General features: G+C 53.4%; 15 protein-coding genes, 2 tRNA genes, 2 rRNA genes and 1 riboswitch. Of the genes, 4 read left to right on the top strand and 15 right to left on the bottom strand.

Going from position 1 to position 13,744, the window contains the following annotated elements:
- The first annotated feature begins 16 nt into the window (after positions 1–16).
- Positions 17–895, top strand: coding sequence for a DMT family transporter (locus KU854_RS21510; protein ID WP_218360379.1), 879 nt, complete (start codon positions 17–19; stop codon positions 893–895).
- A 10-nt stretch (positions 896–905) separates the two neighbouring features.
- On the opposite strand, the gene tsrA is transcribed toward KU854_RS21510, so the two are convergent.
- Both tsrA and KU854_RS21520 read right to left on the bottom strand, forming a co-directional pair.
- The gene (gene tsrA / locus KU854_RS21515; protein ID WP_054780080.1) at positions 906–1,196 is read right to left on the bottom strand and encodes an H-NS-like global regulator TsrA; all 291 of its coding nucleotides are present in this window, start codon (positions 1,194–1,196) and stop codon (positions 906–908) included.
- Positions 1,197–1,427: 231 nt separating this feature from the next.
- Positions 1,428–2,624 (bottom strand): multidrug effflux MFS transporter, encoded by a 1,197-nt coding sequence (locus KU854_RS21520; RefSeq protein ID WP_218360380.1) that lies wholly within the window; start codon positions 2,622–2,624, stop codon positions 1,428–1,430.
- 100 nt (positions 2,625–2,724) lie between these two features.
- On the opposite strand from KU854_RS21520, the gene KU854_RS21525 reads away from it, so the two are divergent.
- The gene (locus KU854_RS21525; RefSeq protein WP_054780081.1) at positions 2,725–3,693 is read left to right on the top strand and encodes a LysR substrate-binding domain-containing protein; all 969 of its coding nucleotides are present in this window, start codon (positions 2,725–2,727) and stop codon (positions 3,691–3,693) included.
- 52 nt (positions 3,694–3,745) lie between these two features.
- Entirely contained in the window at positions 3,746–5,527 is a 1,782-nt protein-coding gene (locus KU854_RS21530; protein WP_218360381.1) for an aminopeptidase P family protein, read from the top strand.
- A 37-nt stretch (positions 5,528–5,564) separates the two neighbouring features.
- Here KU854_RS21530 and KU854_RS21535 read toward each other — a convergent pair whose 3' ends face one another.
- From KU854_RS21535 to KU854_RS24950, 10 genes are all read right to left on the bottom strand, one after another.
- Positions 5,565–5,927, bottom strand: a complete 363-nt coding sequence (locus tag KU854_RS21535) for a hypothetical protein (RefSeq protein WP_218360382.1) — start codon at positions 5,925–5,927, stop codon at positions 5,565–5,567.
- Between the two features lie 117 nt (positions 5,928–6,044).
- Positions 6,045–7,181, bottom strand: coding sequence for a 2-iminoacetate synthase ThiH (gene thiH / locus KU854_RS21540; RefSeq protein WP_218360383.1), 1,137 nt, complete (start codon positions 7,179–7,181; stop codon positions 6,045–6,047).
- A gap of 11 nt (positions 7,182–7,192) precedes the next feature.
- Entirely contained in the window at positions 7,193–7,963 is a 771-nt protein-coding gene (locus KU854_RS21545) for a thiazole synthase (RefSeq protein ID WP_218360384.1), read from the bottom strand.
- Positions 7,964–7,965: 2 nt separating this feature from the next.
- Entirely contained in the window at positions 7,966–8,166 is a 201-nt protein-coding gene (gene thiS, locus KU854_RS21550) for a sulfur carrier protein ThiS (RefSeq protein WP_218360385.1), read from the bottom strand.
- The gene (locus KU854_RS21555; RefSeq protein WP_218360386.1) at positions 8,147–8,953 is read right to left on the bottom strand and encodes a HesA/MoeB/ThiF family protein; all 807 of its coding nucleotides are present in this window, start codon (positions 8,951–8,953) and stop codon (positions 8,147–8,149) included. The genes thiS and KU854_RS21555 overlap by 20 nt, the downstream gene beginning before the upstream one ends.
- Positions 8,934–9,596 carry a thiamine phosphate synthase gene (gene thiE / locus KU854_RS21560; RefSeq protein ID WP_218360387.1) on the bottom strand — a complete coding sequence of 221 codons (663 nt, stop codon included), beginning with the start codon at positions 9,594–9,596 and terminating at the stop codon, positions 8,934–8,936. Before thiE ends, KU854_RS21555 begins: the two co-directional genes overlap by 20 nt.
- A gap of 9 nt (positions 9,597–9,605) precedes the next feature.
- Positions 9,606–11,513 carry a phosphomethylpyrimidine synthase ThiC gene (gene thiC, locus KU854_RS21565; protein WP_255555678.1) on the bottom strand — a complete coding sequence of 636 codons (1,908 nt, stop codon included), beginning with the start codon at positions 11,511–11,513 and terminating at the stop codon, positions 9,606–9,608.
- Positions 11,514–11,611: 98 nt separating this feature from the next.
- Positions 11,612–11,710: riboswitch (TPP riboswitch) on the bottom strand.
- A gap of 57 nt (positions 11,711–11,767) precedes the next feature.
- Positions 11,768–12,151, bottom strand: a complete 384-nt coding sequence (gene crcB, locus KU854_RS21570; RefSeq protein ID WP_218360388.1) for a fluoride efflux transporter CrcB — start codon at positions 12,149–12,151, stop codon at positions 11,768–11,770.
- Positions 12,152–12,340: 189 nt separating this feature from the next.
- Positions 12,341–12,416, bottom strand: a tRNA-Trp gene (locus KU854_RS21575).
- 87 nt (positions 12,417–12,503) lie between these two features.
- Positions 12,504–12,638 (bottom strand): hypothetical protein, encoded by a 135-nt coding sequence (locus KU854_RS24950; RefSeq protein ID WP_255555679.1) that lies wholly within the window; start codon positions 12,636–12,638, stop codon positions 12,504–12,506.
- A gap of 295 nt (positions 12,639–12,933) precedes the next feature.
- On the opposite strand from KU854_RS24950, the gene KU854_RS21580 reads away from it, so the two are divergent.
- A complete protein-coding gene (locus KU854_RS21580; RefSeq protein WP_218360389.1) occupies positions 12,934–13,227 on the top strand; it encodes a SemiSWEET transporter in 294 nt (97 codons plus the stop codon).
- 86 nt (positions 13,228–13,313) lie between these two features.
- Here KU854_RS21580 and KU854_RS21585 read toward each other — a convergent pair.
- The 3 genes from KU854_RS21585 to KU854_RS21595 all read right to left on the bottom strand — a co-directional run.
- A tRNA-Asp gene (locus KU854_RS21585) sits at positions 13,314–13,390 on the bottom strand.
- A 42-nt stretch (positions 13,391–13,432) separates the two neighbouring features.
- A 5S ribosomal RNA gene (rrf, locus tag KU854_RS21590) occupies positions 13,433–13,548 on the bottom strand.
- A gap of 97 nt (positions 13,549–13,645) precedes the next feature.
- Positions 13,646–13,744 (bottom strand): 23S ribosomal RNA (locus tag KU854_RS21595); the annotation flags it as partial.

Here is a 13,744-nt window from a genome sequence, read left to right on the forward strand (position 1 = left end):
CTATAAGACTTTTTCTATGAACGACCGCCTTGCGATAGGCTACGGATTGGCTGCGGTGCTCCTTTGGTCAACCGTCGCGACGGCTTTTAAAATCACCCTGACCTATATGGATCCAATCCAGATGCTGGCCGCGGCCAGTGTGGTATCGGCGCTTTCACTGGCTGCCGTGGCGGGGTTTCAGGGCAAGCTCAACCTGCTGACATCCACTTTTGCACGCCGTCCGCTGTACTACCTGATGCTGGGGCTGATTAACCCACTGATTTATTATCTGGTGCTGTTCAAAGCCTACGATTTGCTGCCAGCTTCTTTGGCGCAGCCGCTCAACTACAGCTGGGCGATCACGCTGACCTTGATGGCCGCATTGTTCCTGGGGCAGAAAATCCGTAAGCAGGACTGGATTGCCGCAGCGCTTGGCTACGCGGGTGTGGTGGTGATTGCCACCAAAGGCGATCTGCTGGGATTGGAGTTCGACAGCCCGCTGGGTGTGGGGTTGGCACTGCTTTCGACCCTTCTATGGGCGGGATACTGGATCCTGAATGCAAAAAACCAAGCCGACCCAGTGATAGGTCTGTTGCTTGGTTTTCTGTTATCGCTGCCCTTTTCCATTGGCCTTAGCCTATACACCAGTGACTGGAATGGTATCCCCTGGCAAGGCTGGGCGGCGGTGACTTATGTCGGCCTGTTCGAAATGGGCATTACCTTTGTGCTATGGCTGAAGGCGGTAAAGCTTGCCACCAACACGGCAAAAATCAGCAACCTGATTTTTATCTCGCCCTTTATCTCGCTTATTCTGCTCAACCGGATCATCGGTGAGCAAATCCACTCCACCACCTTGATTGGGCTGGTGATGATCGTCGCTGGCCTTTTAGTCCAGCAGCGAAAAAGTAAGGCTTAAACGTCAGGTATTATGCGTTGCGCTGCGCGAGGTATTCGCGCAGCTCATCAACGGAAATTCCGTCGTTTGCCAACTCCTGCGCCAGTTCCAATACACGCTCGCCTTTGCGCTCTTCAATCACTTTGTTGAACTGGTGAACCAGCTCGCGCAAAGCGCTGATAGGCACCTGACGTGCCGCGCTTTTTACGCGCTCTTCACTTTGGCCGCTCAGCTCGGTGAGCAATTTGCCAAACATCATTTTTTCTGGAGACTCTTCGAGCATCTCCCAGTGACGCGCCAATTCAATCGTCGACATCGACATAGTTTTTATCTGCCTGTGATTTTAGTTAAGAAGGGATGTTCGGGCTGCTGTCAGTGAGGCGGACACCCCAGAATGGGAAGATTTGAGAATTTCGCACACTAAATATACTGATGCAGCCAAATAAGCAACAAAAAAATACCCGCGCGACCTCGGCCGGCGGGTAAAAAAGCCTGATTTTGGTTGTCGAGACCACGCGCTTTTCGCGTCTTGTTATGAGATCCGGCTAATTGATTATTGACTCTCAGCCGCGTGCCAGCGCTTGCCTTTGGCAGACCAGAGGAACAGCAGACCCGGAGCTAGAAGCAGCATGTGGAACATCAGTAGGTGCGCTTCTGACAGCCCCGCACGCTGAGTGATGCTGACCAGCACGCCAGCACCGCTCATCTGGAATACACCCAGCAAGGCTGCCGCTGTACCGGCACGCTGGCCGAACGGTTCCAGCGCTTTACCAGCAGCCGAACCCAGCACCCAAGCAAAACCGAACGAAGACATGATCACCGGCACCATAAATGCCCATGCGGTCTGAATATGGCTCAGCGCCCCCATCACACACCCTGCCACTACCAGCAACAACATGCCGCCGTTGAGGGTTTTGCGGCTGCCGATACGGTCCATGATTTTCGGTGTGGTCATCGAGGCAAAAATATTGAATACCGCGTTGATACCAAACCAGTAGGTGAACTGCTCCATCGACAGACCAAGGCCGTTGATAAGGCGCACAGGCACAGACGTGACGTATGCCAGGATGACCGACATCGCCAGCAAACACAGCATGCCATGGTAGATAAAGACCGGCTCTTTCAGCACCATCCAGTAACGGGCTGGGCTCAGTAACGGGCCACTGCTGTCGGTATCTGCCGGGCGGGTTTCGCGGAACAGGAAAAACACCAACGCCAGCGCCACCAGCGCATACGCCGCCATAAAACTGAAGTTTGCTCGCCAGCCAAACTCTGCTGTCAGCCAGGCGCCCAACAGCGGTGCCAGAGCAGGAATAAAACAGATGGCACCGTTAAGGTAGCTGATCATCTGGCCACTGCGTTTGCCGCCGAAGCTGTCGCGCACCGCCGCGAAGGCACACACAGAAGTGGCACACGCACCCGCGCCCTGCAGCAGGCGGGCAACCAGCAATGCATCCAGGGATGACGCCAGAAAGGCAAATGCCGAGCTTACGGCATAGATGGTGATACCCGCCATCGCGACCGGGCGGCGGCCGAAACGGTCTGCCAGCGGACCTGCCACCAGCTGACCAAGGCCAAGGCTGACCAGAAACCAGGAAATCGTGTCCTGGATACGGGTGGGCACCACATCATACTCCACCGCCATCATGGGCATCGCCGGCAGGTAGATATCAATCGCCAGTGGACTAAACAGCACCAGCAGCACCATAAGTGCAACCAGGCGGCTATCAGGTTTAGAAGGGGTAGACATAAAGTTCTCCTGATGAATTGCCGCGAGTTTAGGATGATTTTGATATGAATAAAAATGGTTTATATTCAGGTCAGACATTCCGATTGGGAATACCACAATTATGAACCTTAGCCATCTGCTGCGTTATGACCTCAGCCTGCTGATCTGCCTACATATCCTGCTGGAAGAGCGCAATGTCACCCGCGCCGCCCAGCGCCTGCATCTCAGCCAGTCTGCGGTCAGTAAAAACCTCGCCAAACTGCGAGAACAATTCGATGACCCGCTGTTCAACCGCTCGTCCCATGGCCTTCATCCAACGCCCCGTGCGCTGGCGCTTAAACCTGCCCTGAAAAGCCTGCTCAGCCATGTGGAAGGGTTAACCGCGCAGGAAGAGTTCAACCCTGCTACCAGCGATCGCCGCTTCAAGCTGGCATTGGTGGAGAGCGCCTATCCCCTGCTGATGCCGCGCTTTTTAGGGGAAATACTGGATGCCGCCCCATCCATCACCCTTGATACCGTATCCTGGAGTGCACAGACCTTTGATGCCATGGCGCGGGGAGAAGTGGATTTTGGCGTTACCGGTAAAGATCTTAACCCGGCGGACGCCATGCTGACCCTGATGCCGCCAAAAGGGATTGTGTATAAAGAGCTGCATCAGGATGACCAGCGGGTGATTGTACGCAAAGGTCACCCAATGCTGGGGAAACCGCTGGATTTGGACACCTACCTCAAGCAGCGCCACGTGCAGGTGCGTTGTGATGGCAGCGACCGCTGGCTGCTCGACTACAAGCTGGCTGAGAAAGGGCTGGAGCGGGATATCGCTATCTATGTGCCGGATTTCAACAGCGCCGCGAGTCTGTGTACCCACACCGATCTGGTGTTTACCGCCCCGTCCCATTTTGCCTATGCCATCGCCAAGCAACTGGATCTGCAGGTGTTGCCGTTGCCTACCCCACTGCCGCCCATGGCCTATACCCTGTTCTGGCACCACAGCCAGCAAAATGACCCCGGCCACAACTGGCTCAGGGAGCTCATTATTTCGCGCTGTCGCCAAATGACAGAAATTGCAGCGGCTGGGGAAAACAGATAGGTTATTACTCAGTTACGATCACTAAAAAAACCGACATAAAATAGGACGACACATGCACGCCATTATTGCAGAGCGCGTTGATGCGCTTCGACGCTGGCTGGAAGAACAGGCAATGGACGCTCTGATCATTCCGCACGAAGACGAATTCCTCGGTGAGTACATTCCCGAGCACAATGAACGCCTGCACTGGGCGACAGGCTTTACCGGCTCTGCAGGTGCCGCGGTGATCACCCGCGAAAAGGCCGCCGTGTTTGTGGATGGCCGCTACACGGTACAGGTGCGCAAGCAAGTACCGGGCGAGATTTTCGAATACCGTCACCTGATTGAAGAGCCTGCATTGCAATGGCTACTCGACACCCTGCCACAAGGCAGCAAAGTGGCGGTGGATACCCGCCTGCACAGCGCCAACTGGCTGGCGGCGGCAGAGAAAACCGTCAGCGGCAAACTGATCCTGCAAAGCATCGACCGCAACCCAATCGATACCCTGTGGCATGACCGTCCTGTACCGCTTCTGACCTCAGCACGCCTGATGGGCAATGAACTGGTAGGTAAAGGCAGCACAGAAAAACGCACTGAGATCGGGGCGGTGATTGCAAAGACCGGCGCTGATGCGGCACTACTGAGCCAGCTCGACAGCATCTGCTGGCTGCTGAATATCCGCGGTGGTGATGTATCCCGTCTGCCGGTATTGCTGGCCAGTGCGCTGATCAATGCCAGCGGTGATGTCACCCTTTTCATCGACCCAGCCCGCCTGCCTGAAGGCTTCGCTGCGCATGTTGGCGAAGGCGTGTCGGTATTGGCACCGGAAGCACTGGCGTCGGAGCTGGCCGCGCTTTCCGCTAAAACCGTTATGGTTGACCCGCAAACCAGCAACGCCTGGGCAAGCGAAATCCTCAAGCAGCACGGCGCGAAGATTGTTCATGCTGCCGACCCTTGCATGCTGCCGAAAGCGGCCAAAAATGCGGTGGAAATTGCCGGTATGAAAGCCAGCCACGTGCGTGATGGTGTCGCTGTCAGCCGTTTCCTTGCCTGGCTGGACAAAGAAGTCGCTGCTGGCAAACTGCATGATGAAGCCCTGCTGGCAGACAAGCTCTACAGTTTCCGCGCCGAAGACGAAACACTGGCTGACCTCAGCTTTGATACGATTTCGGCAGCCGGTGGCAATGCAGCAATGTGTCACTACAACCACCAGAACCAACCTGAACCGGGTCAGCTTGAGCTGAACAATGTGTATCTGGTGGACTCAGGCGGTCAGTACCCTGATGGCACCACGGACATCACCCGCACCATCGCCATTGGCGAATGCTCTGACGAAGTGAAAAAAGCCTTTACCCTGGTATTGAAAGGCCATATCGCACTGGCCACTGCCCGTTTCCCGAAAGGCACGGCAGGCAGCCAGCTGGATGCACTGGCGCGCCAGCACCTGTGGGCGCACGGTTTCGACTATGACCACGGCACCGGGCACGGCGTCGGCCACTTCCTGAGTGTTCACGAAGAGCCGCAACGTATCGCCAAAGCACCGAACACAGTGGCGCTGCTGCCGGGTATGGTGCTTTCCAACGAACCGGGCTATTACCGTGCTGATGCCTTTGGCATCCGTATCGAAAACTTGGAACTGGTGGTGGAAGTCCCTACCCAGGGTGATATGACGGTGCTGGGCTTTGAATCCCTGACCCGTGCGCCGATTGACCGCCGTCTGGTGGATGTCAGCCTGCTGACCGACAGCGAAATTGCCTGGTGGAACGATTACCACCGGAAAGTGTGGCAGGACGTCAGCCCATCGCTGCAGGGCTGTGATCTGGCTTGGCTGGAGCAGGCGACCAAAGCACTGTAAAAACAAGAAAGCCCACTGTCGACAGTGGGCTTTTTCTTTAGTTCGTCATCATGGATGCGCATCGTTCAGCATTGTAAAAATCGTTAATACCGCCCTGCCCCTTGAACCGGACCTGAACAACAAACCCGGACTCAACAAACGGCAGCAGCTTGTCACAGGCGATGTCATATCCCGCTTCACGGATCACCGACGTACGCCAGTACTGCTTCGGCTCCAGTCCCTGAGTAAAAATGATAAAACCATCGTCAGTGACATCGACCAGTTTCTGATCGGCAAAAGCACGTTGTGCTGCCTCAATGGCTTTCTGTTTCGCTGTCGGGACGTAAGGGCTCTCTTGTGTGGTCGCCTGACACCCCATTAAAGTCATTGCTGCCAATACTGACAAAACTATCCTTTTCATTATTTTGCTTCCTTGATTACTGCATTCCCCAACAGCCTATACCAAGAAAGCACCGTCCGGATCCTAACACCTTTCCGCCTGCAACAACTTTACACTTTTCCCAATAACGCAACACATCTAGACCTGATGACCGGAGTATCCCTGCTCCCAATCTTTCCACACCACTTCAAGCCCCGCCGCTTTCACGGCTTGCGCGACTTCGCTGGCACTACGCTCATCCGAGACTGAAAACTGCTCCAGTTCCGGAACCTCATCGGCATAACCGCCAGGCTGGGTTTTCGATGCGGCGGACATACTCGTGATCCCAAGAGGCAGCACCTTGTCGCGAAACGCCGGGGATTCGCGGGTCGAGAGCGACAACTCCACTTCCGGATTGAGCAAGCGGTAGGCACAGATAAGCTGCACCAGCTGCCTGTCTGTCATCACCGATTTTGGCTGCAATTGATTTTGAGAACGGCCGCCTTCGCAAGGACGAAGCCGTGGGAAGGATATGGAGTAGCGGCTACGCCAGTAGGTACGTTCCAGATAATCAAGGTGACTGGCAACAAAAAAGCTGTCCGTCCGCCATTCATCAAGCCCGATCAGTGAACCGATACCTATCTTGTCGATGCCCGCCCGGGCGAGCCTGTCCGGGGTATCCAGACGGTAAACAAAGTCCATTTTGTTACCACGCAGGTGGTGCTCGGCATAGGTTTTGCGGTTGTAGGTTTCCTGATACACCATCACCGCATCCAGACCAAGACCTTTCAGCTCAGCATATTCGGCTTGCGCCAGCGGCTGCACTTCCATCGCCAGATAACTGAAATGACGCTTAATCGCAGGTACGGCGCGGCGGAAATATTCCATTCCTACCTTGGTCTGGTGCTCACCGGTAACCAGCAGGATGCTGTCAAAGCTCATGGCTTTAATGGCATCGCATTCACGCTCAATGTCATCCAAGGACAAAGTGCGGCGCTTGATGCGGTTTTCCATCGAAAAACCGCAATAGGTGCAGGCATTGGCGCAGAGGTTGGAAAGATAAAGTGGCACATAAAAATTCACCGTGTAGCCAAAGCGCCGCCGGGTGAGCGCTGCCGCCTGCTGCGCCATTTCTTCCAAAAAAGGCTCTGCAGCGGGTGAGATCAGCGCTTTGAAATCTTCCAGACTGCGCTTAGGTTTTGCAAGGGCGCGCCTGACATGCACCTCTGTCTTGGCATAAATCGACAACCGGATATCATCCCAATCCAGCGTTTGCCAATGGTCAGAAAAAGCCATGTTTCCTCCCATTAGGCCAGCTCATCAAGGAATGCCGTCAATGGGCTGGATGCCACTGCCTGCACCGTTTTAGCTGCCAAACCGGCTTCATAGGCCAAACGCCCGGCTTCCACCGCCATTTTGAATGCCCTGCCCATGGCAACCGGATCCGCTGCTGTCGCAATGGCTGTATTCACCAACACAGCGTCTGCTCCTTTTTCCATAGCTTCTGCCGCATGAGACGGTGCGCCAATCCCTGCATCGACCACCACAGGCACTTTGGCCTGGCTGATAATGATGTCGAGAAAATCCCGTGAAGCGAGCCCTTTGTTGCTGCCTATCGGGGCACCCAGCGGCATAACCGCTGCGCAACCTGCTTCCTCCAGGTGTTTGCAAAGCACAGGATCAGCGTGACAGTAAGGCAACACCACAAAGCCTTCCCGAACCAGAGTTTCCGCGGCTTTCAAGGTCTCGATAGGGTCAGGCATCAAGTATTTGGGATCAGGATGGATTTCCAGTTTGAGCCAGTTTGTCCCCAGAGCCTCCCGGGCAAGGCGGGCAGCAAAGATGGCCTCCTTGGCAGTTTTCGCTCCTGAGGTGTTGGGCAGCAGATTGATGCCTGAAGCCACAAGCGGTGCGAGGATATCGTCTGCCGGGTTTTGCACATCAACCCGCTTGAGCGCCATGGTGACAAGCTCTGAGCCACTCGCCGCGATACTGTTCGCCATCAAACGGGTACTGGAAAATTTCCCAGTGCCCGTAAACAGGCGGGATGAAAAGGTTTTATCAGCAATCTTTAACATGATTAACCTCCGGCAATGGCCTGAAACATGGCCACGCGAATGCCCTCAGTCAGCGGCGTATCCTGCCACTGACTGCGGGAAATGATGTCGCCGTCCACCGCAATGGCAACGGCCTGTTCCGGTAGCGACAACTCTGCTATCAAGCTGCTTAAATCTGTCGCTGTCACCGGGATATAGAGAGCGTCATTCAGCCAAATCTGCACTGGATGCCTCCTTGTGGGTTGTTGTACGGCACCGGCAAACAGCGCAATCAGGGTCGCGTGGGATCGGCATTTTTTTCAGTGACAAGGTGTGAGCGTCAAACTGATAAAAACTGGCGCCCAACTCGTTGCCAAGTAGGCACTTAATGGCTTCCAGCGCCTGCAGGTTGCCGACAGTGCCGACGACCGGCCCAGCAACCCCTGCGCTCTGGCAGTTCCGCGCTTTCGGTTCGGTCACGGCAGCGAACAAACAGTGGTAGCAAGGCTGGTGAGGCTGACGGAAATCAAAGGTCATCAACTGCCCCTGCCAGCCGATGGCGGCACCGGCAATCAACGGCTTTTTGTGTTCTACACAGGCTGCATTGGCCGCCTGGCGCGTTGCCATGTTGTCGCTGCAATCAAGCACTAAGTCAGCCAGCGATACCTCGAGCGACAATGCTGTTCCCTCAAGGCGCCTTTTCACTGCGCGGCACTTAATATGGCTATTCAGTGCTTTTAACTGTGCTGCCAGCGCCGTGGTTTTTCCCCTGCCAAGATCGGTTTCGCGGTAGGCAACCTGCCTTGGCAGGTTTGAACGCTCGACCACATCGTCGTCGGCCAGAATAAGTTGTCCCACGCCGGCACCGGCAAGATAGAGCCCTGCCGCCGTGCCAAGACCACCACAGCCAACAATCAGCACCTTGGCACCGGAAAGGCGCTGCTGCCCATCCTCTCCCCAATCACCCAGCATGATCTGGCGGCTATAGCGGTCAAATTCAGGATCGGTAAGCCTAGCTAGCGATGGCTGCATCTCTGGCCTCCTCACTGAGCACCTCTTCAAAGGATTGAAGGGTTGCCGCCAAATCACAGGATTGACTGACAGCACGGACCACGGCAATGGCATCCACACCGGAGCGCCATACATCAGGTGCATTGGTCAAATCGATACCGCCAATCGCCACGGTCGGAATGCGCCCGCCTACCGTTTTGAGGTGCTTTTCCAGTTGGGCAATCCCTTGGGGCAGCGTAGGCATCTGCTTGGTGGGCGTGGGAAAGATGTGGCCGATAGCGAGATAACTGGGAGCCAAATCGAGCGCCAAGTCCAACTCGTCTGATGTGCGTGTGGATACGCCAAGGCGAACACCGGCACGGGCGATGGCATCAAGATCAGCGGTTTGTAGATCATCCTGCCCAAGGTGAATACCATAGGCACCGGCATCCAGTGCTTTTTGCCAGTGATCGTTGATAAATACCTGCGCCTGACAAAGACGCCCGCACTCGACCGCATCTTTAATGATGCGATCCAGGTTTGGGTGCAAAGGGTCTTTAACCCTGAGCTGGACGGTTCGTACACCGAAGGCCAGCAGGCGCTTAAGCAGGTTCAGGTTGTCGACCACAGGGTAGAGCGGGCCAATGCCTACATCCATCCGCGCGAAAGCGGTTGAAGGTTTCATACCGCCACCTCACGCTTTCTGGTGGTAGAGTTCGCTGCCCTTGGCGAGAAACTCCGCCGACTTTTGCTTCATGCCTTCAAGCGGGTCTTCCAGTATCTGCACCTCAATCCCCTCCCCATGGTCTTTGGCATAAGCACGCACTTCATGACTTATTTTCATCGAACAGAATTTCGGGCCACACATAGAGCAGAAGTGCGCCACCTTGCCAGATTCCTGAGGCAAGGTTTCATCGTGGTAAGCGCGCGCGGTATCCGGATCGAGCGCGAGGTTGAACTGGTCTTCCCAGCGGAATTCAAAACGCGCCTTGGACAGGGCATTATCCCGCACCTGCGCACCTGGATGGCCTTTGGCGAGATCGGCTGCATGGGCGCAAAGTTTGTAAGTAATAAGGCCGGTTTTCACATCGTCTTTGTTCGGCAGGCCAAGGTGCTCTTTCGGTGTCACATAACAAAGCATGGCGCAGCCATACCAGCCAATCATGGCAGCCCCAATTCCCGAGGTAATGTGGTCATAACCCGGCGCTATGTCAGTGGTGAGGGGACCAAGGGTATAGAACGGCGCTTCATGGCAGTGCTTGAGTTGCTCTTCCATGTTCTCTTTGATCATGTGCATCGGCACATGCCCTGGCCCTTCAATCATCACCTGCACATCGTATTCCCAGGCAATCTTGGTCAGCTCGCCAAGGGTGCGCAGTTCAGAAAATTGCGCTTCGTCGTTGGCATCAGCCACCGAACCCGGACGCAAACCGTCACCAAGAGAAAGCGCCACGTCGTACTTGGCACAAATTTCACAGATTTCGCGGAAGTGGGTATAGAGGAAACTTTCGGTGTGATGCGCCAGACACCATTTGGCGATGATGGAGCCACCACGAGAGACAATACCGGTCACGCGCTTGGCTGTCATCGGTACATAGCGCAGCAGGACACCGGCATGGATGGTGAAGTAATCCACCCCCTGCTCAGCCTGCTCAATCAGGGTGTCTCGCATGACCTCCCAATTGAGGTTTTCCGCAATGCCGTTAACCTTCTCTAGTGCCTGATACATCGGAACAGTACCAATCGGCACCGGGCTGTTGCGAAGAATCCATTCGCGGGTTTCGTGGATATTCCGTCCAGTCGACAAATCCATCACGGTATCTGCGCCCCACCGGGTCGACCACACCAGCTTTTCGGTTTCCTCTTCAATGGATGAGGTCACCGATGAGTTGCCGATGTTGGCATTGACCTTCACCAGGAAGTTACGCCCGATGATCATCGGCTCAGACTCTGGATGGTTGATATTGGAAGGAATAATCGCACGCCCTTCAGCGACTTCCCTACGTACGAACTCCGGCGTGATCTCTTTTGGCAGGTTGGCACCAAAACCCTGTCCCAGGTGCTGGCGGTTCAGTTGCTCGTCGACATATTGGTGGCGACCCATGTTTTCACGGATAGCAATGTATTCCATTTCCGGGGTGATGATGCCCTTACGCGCATAGTGAAGCTGGGTAACACGCTTGCCTTCTTTCGCCTTGCGCACCGAAGGCAGGTTACCGAAACGCAGTTCATCTAGGGTTTCATCACCAAGGCGGATTTGGGCAAATTCCGAGGTCACGCCATCCAGAAGTTCGGTATCGCTGCGCTCTTCAATCCAACGTTCACGCAGTTTTGGTAACCCGGCATAAATATCAATTTCAAAGTCTGGATCAGTGTAAACACCGGAAGTGTCATAGACACGAATGGATTCGTTAGATTCAAACTGGGGATTTTCTTTCGTCCCACCGACAAAGCTGTCGGCCAAGGCTATTTCTCGCATACCTACACGGATATCCGGACGAGAGCCTTCAACATGGACTTTATGGGAATTGGGGAAGGGTTGTACCGACAGGTTGTCGATAAAAGCTTTGGCTTCGTTTCTGGCTAGTTTACGGTTCGACATAGCATTACTCCTGATAAGTATGGGAATAAATGCTTGCCGGATTTGCTGAGCAAGAGGTGTGGCAATTGAGTAGAAACAGAGTGCTCCTAAAATGCCGACATCAATGTTCTCTTGTTCCCTTCGCAGGTATTAGCCTGATCAGGTTCAACGGATCCTGCTTTCGCAGTCTCAGCCAAATGGCACTCCGACAAGTATCAGCGAACGATTATAGAGAAAGCGTCCAAGAGGTGTGCAATCAAACATCACTTTTGTGACTAGGAGCGCACCAGTAACTGGAAGCCAGCCCAGGCAACAAAAATACACACCACGACATTGAGCACGATGTTCAAACCCATTTTCAGCCACTCACCCTGTTGGAGCAACAGAACATTATCCATTGAAAACGTTGAAAATGTGGTTAAGGCACCGAGAAAGCCAAGGCCAATGAGTTGGCGCCAGGGGCCCGGTGGGATCATCTCATGCTCCAATGCCGCAATCAGCATCCCCATGATAAAAGAGCCAAAAACGTTTACCGTCAAGGTTCCGTAAGGGAAGCCTTTCCCGAGCAACAATACGCAAAACTCAGAAATAAGATATCTGGAGCAAGCGCCGATAGCTCCACCTGCCCCAATATAAAACAAGATAACAGCCTGATTCATGGTTGCTAGCCACCGTTTTTTAACCGTGCTTAACATGATACGCGCTAAAACACGTATGAGGTAAAACGATATTGGGAATTGATGAAAAAGCGCATCGAAATGCCTGACCTGCCGAAAGATCGACGGAGGCCGAAGAGATAAAACAGCAGATGCGAAAAAGCCCCAGCATTTCTGCTGAGGCCTTAAATTTGGCAGGGGTGGAGAGACTCGAACTCCCAACACGCGGATTTGGAATCCGCTGCTCTGCCATTGGAGCTACACCCCTATTACGGTCGCTATTTTATCGGGAATTCATTAAATAGCCAGACTTGATTGAGCAGGGGATGTCCAACCGAACACTATTCGAGCAAGTCTATGACTCTTCGGCGAGATTACGTTGTTTGTACTTATTAAACACAAACAGGGCGACGACTGCAGGACCCGCGACCAATGCGGCAATAGCAGTACATAACAACGTCATTTGAATAAGTGCTGACAAATCATTCATCCGATGATTCTCCGAGCTATATTTATATCCTTGATAATACTGGGATGTTATAGAAAAACCGTCTTAATAGTAAGAACGGGCTAGACGCATTACCGAGCGTTACATCTCTTGTACTTCGGGAAATGAATCTTGATCACTATATGCATATCAATCTATACATCTCTTGTAGGTACAAATACTCAGATTTTCAAATGTTAAGTCTCTATTTATATGTAAATTGTGCGATATAACTCAACTTTTACTGTCTAAACCATTCGACAGTGGATCCGGCAGAAGAGCTTTAATGAGGTGAAACATGACAATGATTGATAGGGTTGGAAAAGCATTAGAACCCTTGATGCTGGTAATGGGACTTGTAAGTCCCCTAGCTACATTGCCTCAACTCTATAAGCTCTACTTTTCGCACAGCGAACATGCGGCTGGATTATCACTCGTCACTTGGACGCTTTATGCTGTGATTGCTTCTCTGTGGAGTATCTATGGCCTTTACCACAAAAATCCGACTATCTGGGTCGGAAACAGTGTGGGTTTTGCTATGTATCTGGCTATGGTGGTAGGGATCTATCTGAAAGTTGGCTTGACGTTTTAAATCAAAATGGCCAAGAAGCACTATAGTGGATAGTTTATTACAGACGATAAAAAGCCCTGCTATTGCTAGCAGGGCTTTTTAATAAGTGGCGGAGCGGACGGGACTCGAACCCGCGACCCCCAGCGTGACAGGCCGGTATTCTAACCAACTGAACTACCGCTCCACTCAAATTAACGTTCGTTCACAACGTTAACTTAAATTGGAAGCCTGGCGATGTCCTACTCTCACATGGGGAGACCCCACACTACCATCGGCGCTGTTACGTTTCACTACTGAGTTCGGCATGGAGTCAGGTGGGTCCATAACGCTATGGTCGCCAAGCAAATTTGTTTAAATCTGGGAAAGCTGTGTTTTATTTGTTCTCGTTCTTACACATTCAATGTTCTATCTGAGTCCGTCAAAACCCCTTGGGTGTTGTATGGTTAAGCCTCACGGGCAATTAGTACAGGTTAGCTCAACGCCTCACAGCGCTTACACACCCTGCCTATCTACGTCGTAGTCTCCAACAACCCTTTAG

Source organism: Enterovibrio paralichthyis, from assembly GCF_019209835.1.
Classification (GTDB): domain Bacteria; phylum Pseudomonadota; class Gammaproteobacteria; order Enterobacterales; family Vibrionaceae; genus Enterovibrio; species Enterovibrio paralichthyis.